This window comes from Microbacterium kunmingense (genome assembly GCF_023155745.1).
Taxonomy (GTDB): domain Bacteria; phylum Actinomycetota; class Actinomycetes; order Actinomycetales; family Microbacteriaceae; genus Microbacterium; species Microbacterium kunmingense.
In genome coordinates, this window is sequence record NZ_JAKNUS010000003.1 from 211,550 (window position 1) to 233,776 (window position 22,227).

The 22,227-nt window shown below is 69.5% G+C and carries 23 protein-coding genes; 5 read left to right on the plus strand and 18 right to left on the minus strand.

All coding sequences use genetic code 11. From position 1 onward, the window contains the following. Positions 1–50 precede the first annotated feature (50 nt). The 4 genes from MA875_RS05980 to MA875_RS05995 all read right to left on the minus strand — a co-directional run bounded on the left by MA875_RS05980 (position 51) and on the right by MA875_RS05995 (position 5,712). Complete coding sequence (locus tag MA875_RS05980) at positions 51–2,042, minus strand: ABC transporter ATP-binding protein (protein ID WP_248241019.1); 1,992 nt, start codon at positions 2,040–2,042, stop codon at positions 51–53. Further along, on the minus strand, positions 2,039–3,769 hold the full coding sequence (locus tag MA875_RS05985; protein WP_248241357.1) for an ABC transporter ATP-binding protein: 1,731 nt from the start codon (positions 3,767–3,769) through the stop codon (positions 2,039–2,041). Before MA875_RS05985 ends, MA875_RS05980 begins: the two co-directional genes overlap by 4 nt. Positions 3,770–3,887: 118 nt before the next feature. Further along, complete coding sequence (locus tag MA875_RS05990) at positions 3,888–4,871, minus strand: aldo/keto reductase (RefSeq protein ID WP_248241022.1); 984 nt, start codon at positions 4,869–4,871, stop codon at positions 3,888–3,890. A 67-nt stretch (positions 4,872–4,938) separates the two neighbouring features. Further along, positions 4,939–5,712: a phage tail tape measure protein gene (locus tag MA875_RS05995; RefSeq protein ID WP_248241024.1), complete on the minus strand. Its 774-nt coding sequence runs from the start codon at positions 5,710–5,712 to the stop codon at positions 4,939–4,941. A gap of 172 nt (positions 5,713–5,884) precedes the next feature. On the opposite strand from MA875_RS05995, the gene MA875_RS06000 reads away from it, so the two are divergent. After that, the gene (locus MA875_RS06000; protein WP_248241026.1) at positions 5,885–6,349 is read left to right on the plus strand and encodes a DUF4282 domain-containing protein; all 465 of its coding nucleotides are present in this window, start codon (positions 5,885–5,887) and stop codon (positions 6,347–6,349) included. A gap of 6 nt (positions 6,350–6,355) precedes the next feature. Here MA875_RS06000 and MA875_RS06005 read toward each other — a convergent pair whose 3' ends face one another. The 13 genes from MA875_RS06005 to prmC all read right to left on the minus strand — a co-directional run bounded on the left by MA875_RS06005 (position 6,356) and on the right by prmC (position 17,524). After that, positions 6,356–7,108 carry a YaaA family protein gene (locus tag MA875_RS06005; protein WP_248241028.1) on the minus strand — a complete coding sequence of 251 codons (753 nt, stop codon included), beginning with the start codon at positions 7,106–7,108 and terminating at the stop codon, positions 6,356–6,358. Positions 7,109–7,226: 118 nt separating this feature from the next. Continuing rightward, a complete protein-coding gene (locus MA875_RS06010; protein ID WP_179559024.1) occupies positions 7,227–7,487 on the minus strand; it encodes a F0F1 ATP synthase subunit epsilon in 261 nt (86 codons plus the stop codon). Between the two features lie 2 nt (positions 7,488–7,489). Continuing rightward, positions 7,490–8,953 (minus strand): F0F1 ATP synthase subunit beta, encoded by a 1,464-nt coding sequence (gene atpD / locus MA875_RS06015; protein WP_248241030.1) that lies wholly within the window; start codon positions 8,951–8,953, stop codon positions 7,490–7,492. A gap of 23 nt (positions 8,954–8,976) precedes the next feature. Next, positions 8,977–9,873 carry a F0F1 ATP synthase subunit gamma gene (locus MA875_RS06020; RefSeq protein ID WP_248241032.1) on the minus strand — a complete coding sequence of 299 codons (897 nt, stop codon included), beginning with the start codon at positions 9,871–9,873 and terminating at the stop codon, positions 8,977–8,979. A 19-nt stretch (positions 9,874–9,892) separates the two neighbouring features. Continuing rightward, positions 9,893–11,530: a F0F1 ATP synthase subunit alpha gene (gene atpA, locus MA875_RS06025; RefSeq protein WP_248241034.1), complete on the minus strand. Its 1,638-nt coding sequence runs from the start codon at positions 11,528–11,530 to the stop codon at positions 9,893–9,895. Between the two features lie 84 nt (positions 11,531–11,614). After that, positions 11,615–12,406, minus strand: a complete 792-nt coding sequence (locus tag MA875_RS06030; protein WP_248241036.1) for a F0F1 ATP synthase subunit delta — start codon at positions 12,404–12,406, stop codon at positions 11,615–11,617. Then, positions 12,406–12,984, minus strand: a complete 579-nt coding sequence (locus tag MA875_RS06035) for a F0F1 ATP synthase subunit B (RefSeq protein ID WP_248241039.1) — start codon at positions 12,982–12,984, stop codon at positions 12,406–12,408. Before MA875_RS06035 ends, MA875_RS06030 begins: the two co-directional genes overlap by 1 nt. A gap of 29 nt (positions 12,985–13,013) precedes the next feature. Further along, positions 13,014–13,250: an ATP synthase F0 subunit C gene (atpE, locus tag MA875_RS06040; RefSeq protein WP_135064700.1), complete on the minus strand. Its 237-nt coding sequence runs from the start codon at positions 13,248–13,250 to the stop codon at positions 13,014–13,016. 46 nt (positions 13,251–13,296) lie between these two features. Further along, the gene (gene atpB / locus MA875_RS06045; protein ID WP_248241360.1) at positions 13,297–14,091 is read right to left on the minus strand and encodes a F0F1 ATP synthase subunit A; all 795 of its coding nucleotides are present in this window, start codon (positions 14,089–14,091) and stop codon (positions 13,297–13,299) included. A gap of 135 nt (positions 14,092–14,226) precedes the next feature. Continuing rightward, on the minus strand, positions 14,227–14,742 hold the full coding sequence (locus tag MA875_RS06050) for a Cg1360 family ATP-synthase-associated protein (protein WP_248241041.1): 516 nt from the start codon (positions 14,740–14,742) through the stop codon (positions 14,227–14,229). Next, on the minus strand, positions 14,739–15,899 hold the full coding sequence (locus MA875_RS06055) for an MraY family glycosyltransferase (RefSeq protein ID WP_248241044.1): 1,161 nt from the start codon (positions 15,897–15,899) through the stop codon (positions 14,739–14,741). The genes MA875_RS06050 and MA875_RS06055 overlap by 4 nt, the downstream gene beginning before the upstream one ends. After that, on the minus strand, positions 15,896–16,579 hold the full coding sequence (locus tag MA875_RS06060) for an L-threonylcarbamoyladenylate synthase (protein WP_248241046.1): 684 nt from the start codon (positions 16,577–16,579) through the stop codon (positions 15,896–15,898). Before MA875_RS06060 ends, MA875_RS06055 begins: the two co-directional genes overlap by 4 nt. Positions 16,580–16,645: 66 nt before the next feature. Next, positions 16,646–17,524 carry a peptide chain release factor N(5)-glutamine methyltransferase gene (prmC, locus tag MA875_RS06065; RefSeq protein ID WP_248241363.1) on the minus strand — a complete coding sequence of 293 codons (879 nt, stop codon included), beginning with the start codon at positions 17,522–17,524 and terminating at the stop codon, positions 16,646–16,648. Positions 17,525–17,612: 88 nt separating this feature from the next. On the opposite strand from prmC, the gene cysK (MA875_RS06070) reads away from it, so the two are divergent. Genes cysK (MA875_RS06070) through epsC form a run of 3 tightly spaced genes read left to right on the plus strand, consistent with a single transcriptional unit; the run spans position 17,613 to position 20,113 of the window. After that, positions 17,613–18,551, plus strand: a complete 939-nt coding sequence (cysK, locus tag MA875_RS06070; protein ID WP_248241048.1) for a cysteine synthase A — start codon at positions 17,613–17,615, stop codon at positions 18,549–18,551. A gap of 33 nt (positions 18,552–18,584) precedes the next feature. Then, on the plus strand, positions 18,585–19,538 hold the full coding sequence (gene cysK, locus MA875_RS06075) for a cysteine synthase A (protein ID WP_248241050.1): 954 nt from the start codon (positions 18,585–18,587) through the stop codon (positions 19,536–19,538). Then, positions 19,535–20,113 (plus strand): serine O-acetyltransferase EpsC, encoded by a 579-nt coding sequence (gene epsC / locus MA875_RS06080; RefSeq protein ID WP_248241053.1) that lies wholly within the window; start codon positions 19,535–19,537, stop codon positions 20,111–20,113. Before cysK (MA875_RS06075) ends, epsC begins: the two co-directional genes overlap by 4 nt. A 6-nt stretch (positions 20,114–20,119) precedes the next feature. On the opposite strand, the gene MA875_RS06085 is transcribed toward epsC, so the two are convergent. After that, the gene (locus tag MA875_RS06085; protein WP_248241055.1) at positions 20,120–20,542 is read right to left on the minus strand and encodes a hypothetical protein; all 423 of its coding nucleotides are present in this window, start codon (positions 20,540–20,542) and stop codon (positions 20,120–20,122) included. A gap of 90 nt (positions 20,543–20,632) precedes the next feature. Between MA875_RS06085 and MA875_RS06090 the strand changes: the two genes are divergently transcribed. After that, on the plus strand, positions 20,633–22,030 hold the full coding sequence (locus tag MA875_RS06090; protein ID WP_248241057.1) for an amidase: 1,398 nt from the start codon (positions 20,633–20,635) through the stop codon (positions 22,028–22,030). The last annotated feature ends 197 nt before the right edge of the window (positions 22,031–22,227 follow it).

A 22,227-nucleotide genomic window follows, 5' to 3' on the forward strand; every position in this document is an offset into this window, starting at 1 on the left:
GTCGGCGCGCATTCGCCACCGGATCGGCACGACCGCCGGCGATGGCGTCCTCACATCCTAGTGGACACGCCGGACGAGGCCGGGGACTCCCCCGCCGCGTCCGCGGCATCCGATTCGTCGTCCTCATCCTCGGTGACGGCCGCCCGGAACTGGGCGTCCGACAGTCGGCGGTAGGCGCCCCCCGCCCTCAGCAGCTCGTCGTGCGTGCCCTGCTCGACGATGCGCCCCTCCTCCATCACCAGGATGAGGTCGGCGTCGCGGATCGTGGAGAGCCGGTGGGCGATGACGAACGACGTCCGATCCTGGCGCAGCTCTGACATCGCCCGCTGGATGAGCAGCTCGGTGCGGGTGTCGACCGACGACGTCGCCTCGTCGAGGATGAGGACGCGAGGGTCGGCGAGGAATGCCCGGGCGATCGTGATGAGCTGGCGCTCGCCCACGCTGAGGCTCCCCGCCTCATCGTCGAGGACGGTGTCGTAGCCGTCCGGTAGCGCGTGGACGAACCGGTCGACGTACGCGGCGCGGGCCGCTGCGGAGATGGCGGCGTCGTCGGCGTCGGGACGGCCGTAGGCGATGTTCTCGCGGACGGTGCCGGCGAACAGCCACGTGTCCTGGAGCACCATGCCCGTGCGCGATCGCAGGTCGTCGCGGGTCATCCGGCGCGTGTCGACGCCGTCGAGGGTGATGCGACCGGAATCGACGTCGTAGAAGCGCATGATGAGGTTCACCAGCGTCGTCTTGCCCGCCCCGGTCGGACCGACGATCGCGATGGTGCTGCCCGGTTCCACGGTCAGGTCGAGATCGTCGATGAGCGGAGTGTCGGCGGTGTACCGGAACGACACGTCCTCGAAGGCCAGTCGCTTCGCCGACGCGGGCGCGGTTTCGGCGGGCTCGGGGTCGGGGCTCTGCTCGACCTCGTCGAGGAGCTCGAACACCCGCTCGGCGCTGGCGACGCCCGACTGCAGGAGGTTCGCCATCGAGCCCAGCTGCGCCAGCGGCTGGGTGAACTGCCGCGAGTACTGGATGAAGGCCTGCACACTGCCGATCGAGAGAAGACCGGATGCCACCTGGATGCCGCCGACGACGGCGATGGCGACGTAGACGAGGTTCCCCACGAACATCATCGCGGGCTGGATGATCCCGGAGAGGAACTGCGCACCGAAGCTGGCGCGGTAGACCTCCTCGTTCTCGGCCAGGAAATCGGCCTCGACCTCGCGCTGGTGCCCGAACACCTTCACGATGGCGTGGCCGGAGAAGGTCTCCTCGACCCGGGCGTTGAGCACTCCGGTGGCTTTCCATTGCGCGGCGAAGAGCTTCTGGGAGCGACCGGCGACCACGGCGGTGATGACGAGCGTGAGCGGGACGGTCACGAGCGCGATGACGGCCAGGAGCGGGGAGATGAGGAACATCATCACCATCACGCCGATCACCGTCAGCAGCGAGATGATGACCTGCGACAGCGTCTGCTGCATCGACTGGCCGATGTTGTCGACGTCGTTGGTGACGCGGCTGAGGAGCTCCCCGCGCTGCACCCGGTCGAAGTAGGACAGCGGGAGGCGGTGGATCTTGTCCTCGACCTGCAGTCGCAGCCGGTTCATCGCCCGCTGCACGATGCCGTTGAGCAGTCGCGCCTGCAGCCAGCCGAAGACGCCCGAGAAGATGTAGACCGCGAGCACGGCGAGGATGACCGCGCCGAGGGCGTCGAAGGCGATCCCGGCGCCGGGGGTGAAGTCCACGGCGCGGACCAGGTCGGCCTGCTGCTGCTGACCCGAGGCCACGAGCTGGTCGACGACCTCCTGCTTGGTCGCCCCCGCCGGCACCTGCAGCGAGAGGAACCCGGCGAAGACGATGTTGGTGGCGTCGCCGAGCAGCTTCGGGCCGAGGACCGACAGCCCCACGCTCAGAACGCCGAGGACCAGCACGATCACCAGGCGGGGCCTGTCCGAGCTGAGGGTTCCGAGCAGTCGGCGTGCGCTCGGGCCGAAGCTCTTGGCCTTCACGACCGGCGCCGTCTGCATGCGCCCGTGTCCTGGCCCGCTCATGCGGCCTCCACCGAGAGCTGGGATTCGACGATCTCGCGATAGGTCTGACTGGATGCCACGAGGTCGTCGTGCGTGCCGATGCCGACGATGCGTCCGTGGTCGAGCACCACGATCTGATCGGCGTTCTGCACGGTGGAGACGCGCTGGGCCACCACGATCCGCGTCGCGTGGGGAAGGTGGGTGTCCAGGGCGTCGCGGAGCGCTGCGTCGGTGGCGAGGTCCAGCGCCGAGAACGCGTCGTCGAAGAGATAGATCTCGGGCTTCTTCACCAGCGCCCGCGCGATGGCGAGCCGCTGACGCTGACCGCCGGAGACATTGGTACCGCCCTGGGCGATCGGGGCGTTCAGGCCCTCGGGCATCGCGCGGACGAAATCGGCCGCCTGCGCCAGTTCGAGGGCATGCCAGAGCTCGGCGTCCTCGGCGTCGGGGTCGCCGTAGCGCAGATTGGAGGCCACCGTCCCGGAGAACAGGAACGCTCGCTGCGGCACGAGCCCCACCCGACGCCACAGCTCGTCGGGCTCGAACGCGCGGACATCCGTCCCATCCACACGCACCGACCCCGCCGTGGCATCGAACAGCCGGGGCACGAGACCGACCAGGGTGGTCTTACCCGACCCCGTCGACCCGATCACGGCCGTCGTCGTGCCGGGCGTCACCTCGAAGGAGATGTCGCTGAGCACCGGGTCGGTCGCACCGGGATAGGCGAAGGCCACCTGCTCGAAACGGACGGCTCCGCGCGCCGCGGGGGGCGGCGCAGGGGTCGACGGGGGCGCCACCGAGGGTTCGGTCTCGAGGACCTCGCCGATGCGGTCGGCGCAGACCGCGGCCCGCGGGATCATCACGAACATGAAGGTCGCCATCATGACGCCCATGAGGATCTGCATGATGTACGTCAGGAAGGCGAAGAGCGTGCCGATCTGGACGTCGCTCTGCTGCACCTGGAACGCCCCGAACCAGATCACGGCGACACTGGAGACGTTCAGCACGAGCATCACCGCGGGGAACATCAGCGCCATCAGGTTGCCGGCGCGAAGGCCGGTGGCCATCACCTCGGCACTGGCCACCGAGAACCGGGCACGCTCCTGAGGCTCCCGCACGAAGGCGCGGATGACGCGGATGCCGCTGAGCTGCTCGCGCAGGATCTGGTTGACGCGGTCGATGCGCTTCTGCATGACCGTGAAGGCCGGCACCATGCGCCACACGATCAGACCCACGATGATCAGCAGCAGGGGGATCGAGACCGCCATGAGCCACGACAGGCCCACGTCCTGACTGATGGCGAGGATGACGCCGCCGACGGCGAGGATCGGTGCCGACACCATGAGCGTGGCGGAGACCTGCACCAGCATCTGCACCTGCTGGACGTCATTGGTGTTGCGCGTGATGAGCGACGCGGCCCCGAAGTGCCCGACCTCGCGCTGCGAGAACGCCACGACGCGGTGGAAGAGGTCTGCCCGCATCTGGCGTCCGACCCCCATCGCCAGGCGCGAGCCGAAGTACACCGCGACGATGGCGCAGACGATCTGGACGAGGCTGACCCCGAGCATCACCGCACCCGTCGACCAGATGTAGGGGATGTCGCCGGTGATGACGCCGTTGTCGATGATGTCGGCGTTCAGCGTCGGCAGCAGGAGCGAGGCGATCGACTGCGCGAGCTGGAACACCACGACGGCGACGATCAGCGGCCAGCCGGGACGGAGGTAGCGAGCGAGGAGCTTGCCGAGCACAGGTTTCCCTTCCACGACGCGGGTCCGTCACGGCACCCGCACCTTCGTGAACGCTACAGCCGTTGCGTCAGGTCAACCACCTGCACCGGTGCGCTCTGAGCGAACCGCGGTACCCGGGTCAGGCTGCCGGGTCGTTGGGAAGGGGGAAGATCGCGTCGATCTCTGCGACGTCCGCGACGGTGGGGGTCCATGCCGTGGCCGCAGCGGCGTTGGCGCGCACCTGTTCGGGGCTCGTGGCGCCCGCGATGACGCTGGAGATCGACGACCGCGCCAGCAACCATCCGAAGGTGGCCTCCAGCATGGTGATCCCCTGATCGCGGCAGAAGGCGGCATAGGCCTCGAGCGCGTCCCACGGCGCGTCCTCCCACAGGTGGGGGCGCTGCCGCATGATGCGCGTGTCGGAAGGGGCCTCGGTGCGGGAGAACTTGCCGGTGAGAAGCCCGTTGTGGAGCGGGAAGTAGGGCAGGAACCCCAGACCGAAATGCTCGGCGGCGGGGAGCCGCTCCCGTTCCACGCCCCGGGCGAGAAGGCTGTAGTGGTCCTGCGACGACACGAAGCGCGCGGTGCCGCGACGCTCGGCGACGAAGTGCGCCTCGGCGATCTGCCACCCGCTCAGGTTGGAATGCCCGATGTAGCGGATTTTCCCCTCCCGAACGAGATCGTCGAGGGCGTCCAGGGTCTCCTCGATCGGCGTCCCCGGATCGGGCGTGTGCAGCTGATACAGATCGATCCACTCGGTCTGCAGGCGCGTGAGGGAGGCCTCGACCGCTCGCCGGATGTAGGTGCGGGATGCCTTGGCGCCCGCGAGCCCGTACCCCATGTCACGGCCGGAGTGACCGAACTTCGTTGCGAGCACGACGCGATCCCGTCGCCCCGCGAGAGCCTCGCCCATGAGCGCCTCGGACTGCCCCGGGTCGCCGCCGTACATGTCGGCGGTGTCGAGGAAGGTCACCCCGGAGTCGATCGCGGCATCCAGGACCGCGCGGGTTCCCTCGAGGGTCTCGGTCCGCGTCCCGGGCCGGCCGAAGTTGTTGCAGCCGAGACCGACGGCCGAGACGAGCAGACCGGATGATCCGAGGCGGCGAAGCGGCACAGAATTCATGCGTCCACGCTACCCGGGCGTGGACGCGGACAGCCCCCGGCCGTGGGCCGGGGGCTGTCCGGATGGGTCAGGGGCGCGGCGCGCCCGGGTCTGCGGGCGGCTCACCCGCCGGAGGTGCGGCGGGGTCGGCCGCGGGCGGCGCGGGCGGTGCGGCGGGAGGAGTCGCCGGCGGTGCGGCTGCCGGGGCGGGCGGAGCCTGGTAGCCCGGCGCGGGGGCCGGCGGCGCCTGGTATCCCGGCGCCGGCTCGTACCCCGCGGGAGGTGCCGCGGGGGCTCCGGGGGCCGCGGGCGGGTACCCGTAGCCGGGAGCGGCGGCAGCGCTCGGCTGCTGCGGGATGCCCGCCCACACGGTGGTGTCCTTGAGGAACGAGTTCGCCCACGGTGCCGGCGGGATGTTCGGGTTCCAGCGCGACCGGTCGAAGGCCATGATGCCGAGCCAGACGACGTAGAGGAACACCGCGAGGATGATCCACGGCGTCTCCTTGCCGAGCTTGGTCTGCACCCGCCACGCGGCGAGGATGATGTAGACGAAGGCCGCCACGCTCGGCACCCAGCCGAGGAGGAAGTTGACGTAGGGGATCAGGTTCAGCAGCACCGCGGCCCCGATGAGGATGAGCACACCCCACGGGTTGAGATCGCCGAGCTTGGCGAAGACCATCTCGCGGTAGACGGGCACCCACGCGCGCCACTTGCCCTGCACGCCGGCCTTGTCGAACACCTTCATCGTGAAGAACGACGTGATGACGTAGCCGGCGAGGATGATCACCAGCCAGAAGAAGAATGCAGCGATGAGCAGTCCGACGACCGCTCCCGAGTTGTCACCGTACGGATCCATTCCCATGCCTCTCGCCCGGGGAGGTCTGCGGCGAAGGCCCGCAGACGACGGGACGACGCCCCGCGTGTGTCATGGTAGCGACGAGGTGCGGTCGTTGTGAGGAAATTCCCAGAAACACGGGGTCGGGCGCGTCGCGATCGGTAACGTGACGGGAGGACATCGACGAAGGACGAGGACCATGAGCACCGAGACCCCTCCCCCGCTGCCCCGCCAGCCCGCCGCGGAAGCGGCCCGGGCCACCGAGCCCGCGACCCCCGGTATCGCCGGCGTCGACGACACCGGCGTGCCCGCCTCCGACGCGAAGGATGCCGCTGCGGTCGGCCGTGGGTTCTTCCGCTCTCTGTTCGACCTGTCGTTCCGCACCTTCATCACGCGGCGACTCGCCGCGGTGTTCTACGTCGTGGGTCTGATGGCGATCGGCATCGCCTTCGTGGTCTATCTCGTCACGGGCGTCGTCGCAGGTGTCGGCGCCCTGTGGTTCAACCCGGGCGCCGGGATCTCACTGATCGTGGCGACGGTCATCCTCGTTCCGCTCTTCTCGTTCCTGGCGGTGATCGCCCTTCGCTTCGTCATCGAAGCCGTCGTCGCGCTGATCGCGATCGCGGAGAACACAGAGCGCACCGCGGCGAACACGCGCCGTTAGCGCGCGTCAGACGACGAGATCGAGTTCTGCCGACCCGGCGTCCCCGATAAGCCGCAGCCCCGCGTCATCCGCCCACTGCCGGAATCCCGCCACGCTGCGCACCCGTGGCCGCTCGATGGCGAGGCGACGCACGAGCTCGCCCTTGGCGTGCTTGTTGAAGTGGTTGAGCGCCCGCACGGCGCCGCCTTCGGCGTCGGTCACGACACGCAGGGACACCGCCGGAACGGTGCCCGGCACCGGTCCGAGGGCGACGTAGGCATGCGAGCGGAGGTCGAGGATGAAGGGCGGCGCCGAAGCCGCGAGCGCATCGGTGACCGCCGCCGCCCAGTGCTTGTTGGGCGACGCCAGTCCGGGGAGGCGCGCAGCTGCTCCCAACCGGTAGTTGGGAAGGGGATCGAGGGCGCGCACCGGACCGAACGGCGCCGAGTGGATCAGGACGTGGGCCTTCAGCCAGCGGCGCGCTGCCGCGTCGAGCGTCGGCGCATCGAGCGCATCGAAGAGCACGCCGGTGTAGCGGTCGACGGCGGGAGTCGTCGGAGCGGAGCGGAGGGCGGCATTGACGGCGACCTCGTCACGCTGACGCGGTCCGAGGCCCAGCACCCGGGCGGCCTCGTCCGGGTTCTCCGACAGCGCGATCAGCGCGGACAGGACCTCCTCGCGCTGCGGTCGCAGGAACGGCAGCGCGAGAGCGTCGAGGTCGAGCGGCTTCCCGGAACCGCCGGGCTGCTTGGTCTCGGAGGGCGGGAGGAGGATGAGCATGGATGCACCCCGGCGAACACGGGGCGAGGATGCATGTGGCCGCCGAGAGCACGGGGTTCACCCGTGCTCTCGGCGGCCAGTTGCACTCTCGCGGGAGGCGGAGAGGAGGATCAGTCGGTCAGGAGATCAGTGCGGCGTTTCCGGCCACGATCGTGACCTCGTCGCGCTCCATCGACAGGAAGCCGTCCTGGGCGTTGGCGACGATCTTCGAGCCGTCGGTGCGGGTGATCCGCACCTGACCCTCGGCGAGGATCGCCAGCACCGGCTCGTGTCCGGCCATGAAGCCGATCTCGCCCTCGACGGTCTTGGCGACCACGAGCGACGCCTCGCCGGACCAGACCTCCGCGTCGGCGGAAACCAGGCTGACTTTGAGAGGCATGATCAGCCGTTCTCCTTCTGGATGCGGGCCCATGCCTCTTCGACGTCGGAGATGCCGCCGACGTTGAAGAACGCCTGCTCGGCGACGTGGTCGAAATCGCCCTTGACGATCGCGTCGAACGACTCGATCGTCTCCTTGATCGGGACCGTGGAGCCCTCGACACCGGTGAACTTCTTCGCCATGTAGGTGTTCTGCGAGAGGAACTGCTGGATGCGACGTGCGCGGGCCACGACGACCTTGTCCTCTTCGGAGAGCTCGTCGACACCGAGGATCGCGATGATCTCCTGCAGCTCCTTGTTCTTCTGCAGGATCTGCTTCACCGCGGTCGCGACACGGTAGTGGTCCTCGCCGATGTAGCGGGGGTCGAGGATGCGGCTGGTCGAGGCCAGCGGGTCGACCGCGGGGTACAGACCCTTCGACGCGATCTCACGGGAGAGCTCGGTCGTGGCATCCAGGTGGGCGAAGGTGGTCGCCGGCGCCGGGTCGGTGTAGTCGTCGGCGGGGACGTAGATCGCCTGGAGCGAGGTGATCGAGTGACCGCGCGTCGAGGTGATGCGCTCCTGGAGCACACCCATCTCGTCGGCGAGGTTCGGCTGGTAACCCACGGCGGAGGGCATGCGGCCGAGCAGCGTCGAGACCTCGGACCCGGCCTGGGTGAAGCGGAAGATGTTGTCGATGAACAGCAGCACATCCTGCTTCTGCACGTCGCGGAAGTACTCCGCCATGGTCAGCGCCGACAGGGCCACGCGCAGACGCGTGCCCGGCGGCTCGTCCATCTGGCCGAAGACGAGGGCGGTCTTGTCGAAGACGCCCGCCTCCTCCATCTCGCCGATGAGGTCGTTGCCCTCACGGGTGCGCTCGCCGACACCGGCGAACACCGACACACCACCGTGGTCCTGCGCGACGCGCTGGATCATCTCCTGGATGAGGACGGTCTTGCCGACGCCGGCACCGCCGAAGAGTCCGATCTTCCCACCCTGCACGTACGGGGTGAGCAGGTCGATGACCTTGATGCCGGTCTCGAACATCTGGGTCTTCGACTCCAGCTGGTCGAAGTTCGGCGCCTGGCGGTGGATCGGCCAGCGCTCGGTAACCTCGATGGTCTCGCCGGGAGCGCCGTTGAGCACCTCGCCGGTGACGTTGAAGACCTTGCCCTTGGTCACGTCGCCGACCGGCACGGTGATCTGCTCGCCGGTGTCGCGCACCTCCTGGCCGCGGACGATGCCGTCCGTGGGCTTCAGGGCGATGGCACGGACGAGGTCGTCACCGAGGTGCTGGGCGACCTCGAGGGTGATCTCGGACGACGAGTCGCCGATCGTGATCGTCGTCTTCAGCGCGTTGTAGATGTCGGGGATCGAGTCGTGGGGGAACTCGATGTCGACGACGGGGCCGGTGACGCGGGCGACCCGGCCGACGGCGGGCGCTGCGGCCGTCGTGGCTTCCGTCTTCTCAGCGGTGAGGCTCATGGCTTCTTCTCTTTCGTGTGGGTCTATTTGCCCGACGCGAGAGCGTCGGCGCCGCCGACGATCTCGGCGATCTGCTGCGTGATCTCGGCCTGACGCGCGTTGTTGCGCAGCCGGGTGTAGTCGGTGATGAGCTTGTCTGCGTTGTCGCTGGCCGACTTCATCGCCTTCTGCGTCGCGGCGTGCTTGGCCGCCGACGACTGCAGGAGCGCGTTGAAGACACGGCTCTGGATGTAGACCGGCAGGAGGGCGTCCAGCACCGTCTCGGCGTCCGGCTCGAACTCGTAGAGCGGGTACACCTGGGCCGACGACTCCTCCTCGGCCTCGACGACCTCCAGCGGAAGGAGACGCACGGTCTCGGGGCTCTGGGTCATCATGCTGACGAAACGGTTGTAGACCAGGTGGATCTCATCCACGCCGCCCTGCTCTCCGCCGCGGTTGTAGGCGTCGAGGAGGGTGGCCGAGATCTCCTCGGCGGTGTGGAACTGCGGAGTGTCGGTGTCACCGGTCCACTCGGCGGCGGCCTCGATGCGTCGGAACTGGAAGTACCCGACGGCCTTGCGCCCGATCAGGTAGAACACCGGCTCGCGACCCTCCGACCGCAGCAGCGCCGCCAGTTCCATGCCTTCGCGGAGGATCTGGGAGTTGAACGCACCCGCGAGCCCCCGATCCGACGCGAAGATCACCACGGCCGAACGGCGGATGGTGGGCCGCTCCTGCGTCAGGGGGTGATCGACGTTGGAGTGCGTCGCCACCGCGGACACCGCGCGGGTCACCGCGCGGGCGAAGGGTGTGGAGGCGCGCACGCGCCCCATCGCCTTCTGGATCCGCGAAGCAGCGATGAGCTCCATCGCCTTCGTGATCTTCTTCGTGGTCTGAGCAGAGTTGATCTTCTGCTTGTAGACCCTCAGTTGTGCGCCCATGATCCTTTACCGGTTCCGCTCAGCGACGGCCCTTGACGATCTTCTCCTGGTTGACGTCCTCGGCCTCGGCGGCGGCGACATCGTCGCTGCCGGGACGGTTGATCGACTGTCCCTTGCCGGAGCGGAACTCCAGGATGAACTCGTCGACCTTCTTGTCCAGCTCGGCGACAGTGTCGTCGTCGAGGACGTTGGTCTCGCGCAGGCGGTCGAGGATCGTCGTGTTGCGACGCAGGTAGTCCAGCAGCTCGCGCTCGAACGGCAGCACGTCCTCGACCTCGATCGAGTCGAGCTTGCCGTTCGTGCCCGCCCAGATCGACACGACCTGCTCCTCGACCGGGTACGGCGAGTACTGCGGCTGCTTCAGCAGCTCGGTGAGGCGCGCGCCGCGCGCCAGCTGGCGGCGGGAGGCGGCGTCGAGGTCGGAGGCGAACATCGCGAAGGCCTCGAGCGAGCGGTACTGCGCGAGCTCGAGCTTGAGCGTTCCCGAGACCTTCTTGATCGACTTCACCTGCGCGTCACCGCCGACGCGGGACACCGAGATGCCCACGTCGACCGCCGGACGCTGGTTGGCGTTGAACAGGTCGGACTGCAGGAAGATCTGTCCGTCGGTGATCGAGATGACGTTGGTCGGGATGTACGCCGAGACGTCGTTGGCCTTGGTCTCGATGAGCGGCAGGCCGGTCATCGAGCCCGCGCCGAGCTCGTCGGAGAGCTTCGCGCAACGCTCGAGCAGACGCGAGTGCAGGTAGAAGACGTCGCCGGGGTAGGCCTCGCGTCCCGGCGGGCGGCGCAGCAGCAGCGACACGGCGCGGTACGCCTCGGCCTGCTTGGTCAGGTCGTCGAAGACGATCAGGACGTGCTTGCCGTCGTACATCCAGTGCTGGCCGATGGCCGATCCGGTGTACGGGGCGAGGTACTTGAAGCCCGCCGGGTCGGAAGCGGGCGCGGCGACGATGGTGGTGTACTCCATCGCGCCGGCGTCTTCCAGGGCGCCCTTCACCGCGGCGATGGTCGAGCCCTTCTGACCGATGGCGACGTAGATGCAGCGCACCTGCTTGGTCGCGTCACCGGACTCCCAGTTGGCCTTCTGGTTGATGATCGTGTCGATCGCGATCGCCGTCTTGCCGGTCTGGCGGTCGCCGATGATCAGCTGACGCTGACCCCGACCGATCGGGATCATCGCGTCAATCGCCTTGATGCCGGTCTGCATCGGCTCGTGCACGGACTTCCGCTGCATGACGCCGGGCGCCTGCAGCTCGAGGGCACGGCGACCGGTGGTCGCGACCTCGCCGAGGCCGTCGATCGGGTTGCCGAGCGGGTCGACCACGCGACCGAGGTAGCCGTCGCCGACGGGGACCGAGAGCACCTCGCCGGTGCGGGTCACCTGCTGACCGGCTTCGATGCCGGCGAAGTCGCCGAGCACCACGACGCCGATCTCGTGCTCGTCGAGGTTCAGGGCCAGGCCCTGCGTGCCGTCGGCGAACATCACGAGCTCGTTGGCCATGACGCCGGGGAGGCCCTCGACGTGGGCGATGCCGTCGGCGGCGTCGATGACCGTGCCGACCTCGGTCGCGGCGGCGCCGGTGGGCTCGTACGCGGCGACGAAGTCCTTCAGCGCGTCACGGATGACGTCGGGGCTGATAGAGAGGTCTGTCATGATCTTCCTTCGTTCGGTGGGGCCTCACCGTCGAGTGTGACCCCGAATGCTCCGTCGCCTCCTGGGAAGCGCACGGGAAGTCTGTTATCCGGCCAGTCGCTGGCGGAGGTCGGCGAGACGCGAGGACACGCTGGCGTCGATCACGTCATCGGCGATCTGCACGCGCAGACCGCCGACCACGGTCGGGTCGACGACGGCGTTGATCGACACCTCGGTGCCGTAGCGGGCCGAGAGCGTCCGCGCCAGGCGTGCGATCTGCGCGTCGCTGAGGGCGACGGCGGTGACGACCGTGGCGACCTTGCGGCCCCGCTGGTCGGCGACGATGCGCATCGCCCAGGTGAGCAGCTGCCGCACGCGGCGTTCGCGGGGCTGCTGGACGAGGGACTCGGCGATGACGATCGCCGAACCGCTCGCACGCCCCGTGAGGAGAGAGGACACCAGCCGGCCCTTGGCCGCCGGGTCGCCCAGACGGCTGCCGAGCGCCAGCTCGAGCTCGCCGTTGTCGGCGACGACGCGGGAGAAGGCGAACAGGTCGGCTTCGACGTCGGCCTGCGGTTCCGCGACGGCGGCGGCGCGCACGGCGAGCTCTTCGACCCCCTCGACGAGGTCGGCGGCCGATGACCAGCGCTCCGCGACCACGGCGCCCAGGAGCGTGCGCGTCGTGGCCGACACCTGACGCCCGAAGACGTCGTCGACGACCTTCTGTCGGGCAGGTGCCGGCGCCGACGCGTCGGCGAGAGCCGAGGCCAGCTGGGGGGTTTCCCCCACCGCGCGTGCGACCCCGAAGAGTTCACGCGCCACACCGAGGTCGGTGATCGCCGCGGCATCCAGTGCAGCGATACCCGACACCCGAGCCTGCGTGGTCGCGCTTCCCATCAGGAACCCTGCTTCTGACCGGTCGCCGCCTTGGCGGCTTCGTCGGCCTCGAGCTCGGCGAGGAAGCGGTCGACGACGGCCTGCGCCTTGGCGTCATCGGAGAGGGTCTCTCCGATCACCCCGCCGGCGAGGTCGAGGGCGAGCGTGCCCACCTCGCTGCGCAGCGACACCAGTGCCGACTGACGCTCCGCCTCGATCTGGGCGTGCGCCGTGGCCGTGATGCGCGCGGCCTCGGAGGCGGCGGCCTCCTTCGCCTCGGCGAGGATCTTCTTGCCGTCCTCGCGGGCGGCGTCGCGGATCTCACCGGCTTCGCGCCGGGCGTCGGCCAGCTGCGCGGTGTACTCCTCGAGCGCGGCCTCGGCCTTGCGCTGGGCCTCGTCGGCCTTGGCGATGTTGCCTTCGATCGCGGCAGCGCGCTCGTCGAGCAGCTTCTGCATGCGCGGCAGAACGATGCGCCAGAACACCGCCAGGATGACGATGAAGCACACCAGCGACCAGATGATGTCGTAGTACGCCGGCAGCAGCGGGTTCTGCGACTCACCCTCTTCCGCAGCGAGAGTGACAAGAGCGTTCAGCATCTCGTCTCCTTAAACGTGAGGAAGTCGGATCAGAAGCCGAAGATGAAGCCGGTGGCGATGCCGATGAACGCCAGCGCCTCGGTGAACGCGATACCGATCCACATCAGGACCTGCAGGCGGCCGGCCAGCTCGGGCTGACGAGCGACGCCCTCGATGGTCTTGCCGACGACGATGCCCACGCCGATGGCGGGGCCGATGGCGGCGAGACCGTAGCCGACGGTCGCGATCGAACCGCTGACCTGGGCGAGAACCGTAGTTGCATCCACGGGTGTGTTTCCTTTCGGTTGGGTGGACAGGCCGGAGCCGGTCCGCTCAGTGCTCTTCCGCGACCGCGAGCTGGATGTAGACCGCGGTGAGGATCGTGAAGACGTAGGCCTGCAGGAAGGCGACCAGCATCTCGAAGAGAGTGAACGCCAGCCCGAAGGCCAGGGTGCCGACGCCGAAGGCCTTGAAGATGCCGTCAGCGGTGAAGAAGAAGAACTGCGTCGCCGAAAAGAACAGCACGAGCATGAGGTGCCCGACGATCATGTTCATCAGCAGTCGGAGGGTCAGCGTCACCGGCCGGATGATGAAGGTGGAGAGGAACTCCAGCGGCGTGACGATGATGTACAAGGCGGGCGGGACGCCCGAGGGGAAGAGCGAGTTCTTGAAGAAGTTCTTCGGGCTCTTCTTCAGTCCCGCATAGATGAAGGCGAAGTACGACACGACGGCCAGCAACAGCGGCACCGCGATGACGCTCGTCCCCGCGATGTTCAGGAACGGGATGATCCCGGTGATGTTCATGAACAGGATCATGAAGAACATCGTCGTCAGCAGCGGCAGGAACCGGTCGCCGTCCTTGCGGCCGAGCAGATCGTGGGCGATGTTGACGCGGACGAAGTCCAGCCCCATCTCCACGATGCTCTGGAAGCGGGTCGGGACGATCCGCATCCGACGCGTACCGATGACGAACACGAGGATGAGCACGATCGTCGCAAGCACCTGAACCAGGTTGATGCGCGTGAACTCGATCGGAAGCCCGAGGCCTTCGAGGATGTTCGGCGGGAAGAAGTCCGAGATCGAGGGCGGGTAGAATTCACCGTCGGACGACGAGGCATTCGCGATCAGGGTCGCAGCTTGAGTAGACAGCGCGGGCTCCAGCTTCGGGGCACCGGTCGGGGACCGTTGCGACGATGGTCGGTGAGAGTCGTTCCGCAGACGCGCGCAGAGCGGCGGGCGGGCGCAAGGACCACCCTATCAAACTCAGGGCGCGGCGTTTTTCCCCGTATCCGGGTCCTTCTCGTCGTCGAGAGGCCGGTTCAGGTCGTCATCGGGGTCCGTGGTAGGGAGCGAGACGTCACTGACGTGCGGCACCCGCATTCGCGTGAGCACCACCACGTCGATCGCGAGCGATGCCAGGACGCTCACCACCACCGCGACGAAGAACACCGGACCCTCCAGCCACGGCTGTCCGCGCAGGATGATCAGGGCGACGATGAAGATGATGAGCTTGAGGATCCAGCCGCCCATGACGATCCCGAAGAACACCGGGATGTAGAGCGGGTCGCCGAACCAGCGGTTGGCGATGAGGATGCTGGCGCCGGTGATGCCGAGGAAGACCGCGGCGAGGATCACGCCCGAGAGGGCGCTCCACACCCCGTCGGGCCCTGCCACGAGGCCGCCGACGATGGCGGCGGCGACGGCGAGCACCACGGTGACCACCCCCGACCACAGCAGGGTGGTGCGCAGGATCGGATTGCTGGACACGTCGGAGGTCATGAGGCTTCCTGGGGGACGTCGGCGGCGCTGCGGCCGCGCTGGCGAGCGGGGAGGAGGGTGACCACGAGGCAGGCGACGACGCCGACGGCACCGAGGGCGACGCCCAGGAGGTAGTCTCCCGGCCATTCCTCCTGGGTGCCGACGTACATCAGCAGCACCGCGAGGCTGACCACGGCGGTCCACGAGTAGAAGATGAGCACGGCGTCGCGGTCGCTGTGCCCCATGTCGAGCATCCGATGGTGCAGATGCTTGCGGTCGGGAGAGAACGGCGACTTGCCGGCGCGCATGCGTCGGATGACGGCGAGGCCGAAGTCGAGGAGGGGCAGGAGCACCACGACGATCGGCAGGATGATCGGGATGAACGCACCCAGCAGCTGGGAGCGGCCGAAGCGCTCGGGGTCCAGCAGCTCGGGCGAGAGCTGCCCGGTGATCGAGATCGCCGAGCAGGCCATGAGCAGGCCGAGCATCAGTGCCCCCGAATCGCCCATGAACAGCTTCGCGGGGCTCCAGTTCAGCGGCAGGAACCCGATGCAGGCCCCGATCAGGATCGCGGCGATGAGCGTGGCGAGGTTGAAGTAGGTGTTCTGGCCGGTGTCGCGCGCGAGCAGGTAGGAGTAGGCGAAGAAGACGACGTTGGCGATGAGGCAGACACCCGCGACCAGACCGTCCAGACCGTCGATGAAGTTGACCGCGTTCATGACGATCACGATCGACAGGACGGTCAGGAGGAAGCTCTGCCACCCGGAGCCGATGATGAGGTCGCCGATCGGCAGGGTGTAGATCTGCAGTCCCCCGAACCACGCGATGATGCCCGCCGCGACGAACTGCGCCCCGAGCTTGACCATCCAGTCCAGATCGAACAGGTCGTCGGCGACCCCGACGACCACGATCAGCGCGGTGGCGACGAGGATCGCGATGACGGTGCGCGGTTCGAGCCACACGATCGCGAAGAACGGGTTCTGCGACGACACCAGGAAGGCCGCCACGACCCCCAGGAACATCGCCACTCCCCCGAGGCGCGGCGTGGGGGTCTTGTGCACGTCGCGCTCGCGGATGCCCGGGTAGAGCTTGAAGCGCAGACTCAGTCGCCAGACCACCCACGTCAGGACGAACGTGACGGTGGCGGTGAACAGGACGGTGAAGACGTACTGCTTCACCCTGTGCCCGGCTCCGGATCCTCCAGCAGATCGCCGAGCAGCTCACGGAGTCGGTCGCGGCCCACCGCGCCCTCGCGGAGGATCCGCACCCGCGGCTCGGCGCCGCGGACCACGAGCGGCGTCGCGTCGACGATGGTCGAGGCGACCCCGACGTCGGCCGGCCCGCCGTCGAGGTAGACGGCGATGCTGTCGCCGAGCATCTCCTGCGCCGCACCGATCTCCACCGCCGCCGGGCGCCCGGTGAGATTGGCGCTGGAGACGGCAAGGGGCCCGGTCTCCTCGAGCAGCTCGAGGGCGATGCGATGGGCGGGCATGCGCACGGCGACCGTGCCGTGCGTCTCTCCGAGGTCCCACGACAGCGAGGGCTGGGAGGGGAGGACGATCGTGAGGCCGCCAGGCCAGAACTCCGCGACCAGCCGCTCGACGGGTTCGGGGACCTCGGCCACGAGGGCCCGGAGCGTCGCCTGCCCCGCCACGAGCACGGGCGGCGGCGACTGACGACCGCGGCCCTTGGCATCGAGCAGCCGCTGGACGGCGCGGGCGTTGAAGGCGTCGGCGGCCACGCCGTAGACGGTGTCGGTGGGCATCACGACGAGGTCGCCGCGGCCGATGGCCTGCCGGGCCTGCCGCATGCCGGGGAGGAGCTGCTCGTCGTCACGGCAGTCGAAGAGGGTAGACATGACGCCACGAGTCTACGGCCCGGCGCTCGCAGACCCCCCTCCCGGACCCGCCGCGCCGGCACCCGGTCAGGGCCGGAGCGCGGTGGTCGCCCGGTCGCGCAGGGTGAGATCCCGGTGGGTGGCGGCGGCGCGCCATCCGTCCGAGGTCAGCAGATCCCGGATGGCGGCTCCCTGCCATTCACCGTGCTCGATGATCAGCACACCGCCCGGATGCAGCAGTCGCATGCCCACGCCGCTCAGCACCCGGATGACGTCCAGGCCGTCGGGGCCGCCGTAGAGCGCCGCGGGCGGGTCGAAGAACCGCACCTCCGGGTCGCGCGGGATGGCGTCGTCGGGAACATAGGGCGGGTTGGACACGACGACCGACACCGTCCCGTCGAGCTCGCCGAACGCCGCCGCGAGGTCGACGAAGGCGACGCGGGCGTTGCGTGCTCCGACCGCGGCGAAGTTCTCCTTGGCCCAGAGGAACGCCGCGACGTCGTTCTCGGCCGCGTGGACCTGCGCGTGAGGCACCTCGGTGGCAAGGGACAGGGCGATGGCTCCGCTGCCGGTCCCGAGGTCGACGGCCACGGGCTCCGGCGAGGCCGCGGCCCGGAGGGCGTCGATGGCCAGCTGGGCGACCATCTCGGTCTCCGGGCGGGGGACGAACACTCCAGGGCCGACGCGGAGCTCGAGGTGACGGAACGGGGCGGACCCGGTGAGGTGCTGGAGGGGGACGCGCGTGGCCCGCTGGGCGACGACGTCGTCGAAGCGCGCACGGTCGGCGGCATCCAGGCGGGCACCTCGGATCACGGCGGCCTGCACCTCGCCCCGGCCGACCCCCAGCACGTGGGCGGCGAGGAGTTCGGCGTCGACCTCCGCGCCCCCGACTCCGGCGCGCTCGAGCCGCACGCGGGCGTCGCGAAGGGCGTCCGAGAGCGCGGAATCGTCGGGAGGGGTGTGCATGACCGTCGTCCAGACTGTCACATTCGGGCCCCCTGGCCGCTCCTCCCGTAGGCTTTCACCGTCACCCCTACCGCCCGAAAGGTCAGCCATGCCCGGCATCCACCCCGACATCACGTCCGCTTTCGGCGACACGCCGCTCGTCCGACTGAACCGGGTCACCGAGGGCCTTCCCGGCACCGTTATCGCCAAGCTCGAGTTCTACAATCCCGCCTCCAGCGTCAAGGATCGCCTCGGCATCGCGATCGTGGATGCGGCGGAGGCGTCGGGCGAACTGAAGCCCGGCGGCACCATCGTCGAAGCGACGAGCGGCAACACCGGCATCGCGCTCGCGATGGTGGGCGCCGCCCGCGGCTACAAGGTGGTCCTGGCGATGCCGTCCTCCATGTCGATCGAGCGGCGTATTCTGCTTCGCGCATACGGCGCCGAGGTCATCCTCACCGATCCCGCAGGCGGAATGAAGGGCGCGGTCGCGAAGGCGCAGGAGATCGTCGCCGAGACCCCGGGGGCGGTCCTCGCCCGTCAGTTCGAGAACGAGGCCAACCCGGCCATCCACCGCAAGACCACTGCCGAGGAGATCCTGCGCGACACCGACGGCGCCGTCGACTACCTCGTCGCGGGGATCGGCACCGGCGGCACCATCACGGGTGTGGGGCAGGTGCTGAAGGACCGCGTTCCCGGCGTGAAGATCGTCGCGGTCGAGCCGGCCGACTCCCCCCTCCTGACCAAGGGCACGCCCGGTCCCCACAAGATCCAGGGGATCGGCCCCAACTTCATCCCCGCCATCCTCGACCGCGACGTGATCGACGAGGTCTTCGACGTCGAGTTCGACGACGCCGTCGCCACCGCGCGTGACGTCGGCGCACGCGAAGGCATCCTCGTGGGGATCTCCTCGGGTGCGGCGGTCTGGGCGGCGCTGCAGCTGGCGGCGCGTCCCGAGGCGGCCGGCAAGAACATCGTCGTGATCATCCCCTCGTTCGGCGAGCGCTACCTCTCGACGCCCCTGTACGCCGACCTGCGCGAGGACTGAACCGGGCCCGCCCGGGTTCGAGAGGCCACTGCCGTGTCCGCGATCCATCCCGACATCACCACCGCCTTCGGCGGCACCCCGCTCGTGCGGTTGAACGCGCTGACGAAGGGCCTGGGCGCTGAGGTCGTCGCCAAACTGGAGTTCTACAACCCGGGGGCGAGCGTGAAATGCCGCCTCGGGATCGCGCTCATCGACGCCGCGGAGGCTTCGGGAGAGCTACGACCCGGCGGCACGATCGTGGAGTCGACGAGCGGGAACACCGGCATCGCCCTGGCCCTCGCAGGTGCCGCTCGCGGCTACCGCGTGATCCTCACCATGCCCGCGTCGATGTCGAAGGAGCGGCGGACGCTGCTGAAGGCCTACGGGGCCGAGCTGGTCCTCACCGATCCCTACAAGGGGATGACCGAGGCGGTCCGCACCGCACGGCAGATCGCCGCCGACACTCCCGGGGCGATCCTCGCGCGGCAGTTCGAGCATCCGGCCAATCCCGAGATCCACCGGCGTACGACCGCGGAGGAGATCTGGCGCGACACCGACGGGCGCGTGGACTACTTCGTCGCGGGCTCCGGCACAGGCGGCACCATCACCGGCGTCGGCCGCGTGCTGAAGGAGCGCAATCCCGCCGTGAAGGTCGTGCTCGTCCAGCCCGCCGATTCTCCCGTCCTCACGGAGGGCCGGGCGGGCGGTCACCGCATCCAGGGCATCGGACCGAACTTCGTCCCCGATGTCCTGGACCGGGAGGTCGTCGACGAGATCATCGACGCCGACTTCGACGACGCGATCCGGGTCGCTCGGGATCTCGCCACCCGCGAGGGCATCCTGGCGGGGATGTCGGCGGGCGCGGCGGTGAGCGCGGCGCTTCAGATCGCACGCCGCCCCGAGGCATCCGGCGCACGGATCGTCGTGATCGTGCCCGATTCGGGGGAACGATACCTCTCGACGGCGATGTACGCCGATCTTCGCGAAGAAGAGGCGGTGCCGGCATGATCCTCACCCGCGCCGTCACGCGGGTGCGCGAGGACCTTGCGGCGGCGAAGCTGCGTGACCCCGCCGCGCGGGGCGCCTTCGAGATCGCGCTGCTCTATCCGGGTCTTCATGCTGTCTGGGCGCACCGCGTCTGGCATGCGCTGTGGCGGCGCGGACTCCGCTTCCCCGCCCGGTTGGGCTCGCAGGTCACCCGCTGGCTCACCGGAATCGAGATCCATCCCGGGGCGGTCATCGGCCGCCGCTTCTTCATCGACCACGGCATGGGGGTCGTCATCGGCGAGACGGCCGAGGTCGGCGACGACGTGATGCTCTATCACGGCGTGACGCTGGGCGGTCGTCAGCGGGAGGGCGGGAAGCGCCACCCCACCCTCCTCGACGGTGTCGCCGTGGGTGCCGGCGCGAAGATCCTCGGGCCCATCACGATCGGGGCACGCTCGGTCGTGGGCGCGAACGCCGTCGTCACCAAGGATGCCCCCGCCGACAGCGTTCTGGTCGGCGTGCCCGCGAAGCCCCGTCCGCGGCGCGAGGGGATGGACACCCGCGCGGTGCTCACCGCTCCGGAGTACGTGATCTGAGCGTGTTCAGGCCCGAGCGTCCCGACCGTCGCGCCGATCGTCGATGCGGCGCTTGAGGAAGATCATCGGAAGGAACAGGGTCGCCAGGGCCGTGACGAGCCACACGATCACCGGCGCCAGGATCCAGGTCAGGACGAACGGCTGGCCGATCGTGATCCCCGCCCCCGGGATGAGGACCACCACGACGAGCGCGACGAGGGTCGAGATGATGCCGATCCCCCCGAGAAGTGCGGGGGCGTTCCGGCGCGCGACGCTCGCGATCCACGGGGTGAGGATGCTCTGCAGCACCGCGAAGATGACGATGGCGAGGGCGAACCCCCACCAGTTGCGCCAGTCGATGAGGAACCCGGGGAGCAGCAGATCCGCCACGATCAGCCCGAGCGCCGCGGAGACGAGGAAGATGAGCGCGCGGATGAGGAAGATGATCACGCGCTCAGGGTACGCCCCGGCGCCGTCCGCCGCCGGCCGTACGGGCGCGCCACGCCGCGGCATCCCGCCGGAACGGACGGCGGTCGGAGGATGAGCGATCTCCTCGCGATGTCGGCGGTCGATCTCGCGGCGGCGCTGCAACGGCGGGAACTGCGCGCCGTCGAGGTCGTCGAGGCTGCTCTCGCCCGGGCGGCGGAGACGAGGGAACTCGGGGCTTTCGTCGAGCTGATCGGCGATCAGGCCCTCGAGCAGGCCGCGCAGCGCGACGCCGCAGCGCCGGAGGGGCCGCTCTGGGGCATCCCGATCGCGGACAAGGATCTGGTGGCGCGCGCGGGCGTTCCCACCCGGTACGGATCGCGTGCCCGCGCCGATTTCGTCCCCACGGTGTCCGACCCGCTCGCTGCGGCCCTGGATCGCGCGGGCGCGGTGAGCATCGGCAAGACGAGCACGTCCGAGTTCGGACTCACGGGGTACACCGAGCCCCGAGGCGGCGGCGCTTGGGCCCGCGACCCCTGGAATCCCTGGGACGGTGCCGGCGGCTCGAGCGGTGGAGCCGCGGTCGCCGTGGCCACCGGGGTCCTGGCGGTGGCCCCGGCCTCGGACGGCGGCGGCTCGATCCGGATCCCTGCGGCCACGGTGGGCGTCGTCGGGCTGAAGCCCTCGCGCGGGCGCCTTCCTGTGGGTTCGGGCCTGGACGCCCCGGAGGGCCTCGCCGTCACGGGGCCGATCGCCCGGACGGTCGCCGATGCCGCCTTCCTCCTCGACGCCCTGTGCGGGCTCGCGCCGTACGACTTCTCGGTCCGCGCCGTCGACAGGCCGCCCTTCCTTCCGGCGACGGCGGCTGACCCGCCGCGATTGCGGGTAGGCGTCACCGTCGTGTCGCCCTGGGACGACGACATCGAGGTCACCGTGGATCCGACGGCGGTCGACGCGGTCCAGCGGGCCGCGACGATGCTCGCCTCCGCGGGGCATGAGATGACGGATGCCACGTGGCGGCCGCACGGCTACGGGGCGCTCTTCCGGGTGCTGTGGCGGGCGAGCGCCGCGCGCATCCCGCTCACCGACGACGACCTGCAGGTCGTGGAACCGCTCACGGCATGGCTCGTGCGCGAGGGGCGATCGCTGGACGCACGGGCCCTCCTCGGCGCCTTGGCTGCGGCCCGGGCCTTCGAGCGGGAGACCGTGTCGGCCTTCGCTCCCTACGACGTGGTGCTCACGCCTGCGCTCGCGCAGACGCCCCGGCCCATCGGCTGGTACGACGGCGACGACCCCGAGCGCTGCTTCGCGCAGCAGGTGCAGTACGCGCCGTTCAGCAGCTTCGTCAACGTGGCGGGCCTGCCGGCGATCGTCCTCCCCCTCACGATGGCCGGCGGACACCCGGTGAGCGTGCAGCTCATCGGCCGCCCGGGCGCCGAGCGGACCGTCCTTGCAGCCGCCGCGCAGCTGGAGCGGATGCGGGGGCTCCTCCCCCGTCCGCCGGCGCCCTGACCCTCCCGCGTCGCTCCCGCGGCGCTCCTGGCGCCGCTCCCGCAGCGCTCCTCGGCTGCACAGCGGAGGAGATCCGCACGTGGGAGGGCTTCGCCGCAGCATCCGTCCTCCCGTGCACGGATCTCCTCCCGTGTGCCGCTGAGATGGTGGTGCGCCGCTGAGATGGTGGTGCGCCGCTGAGACGACGGTGCGCCGCC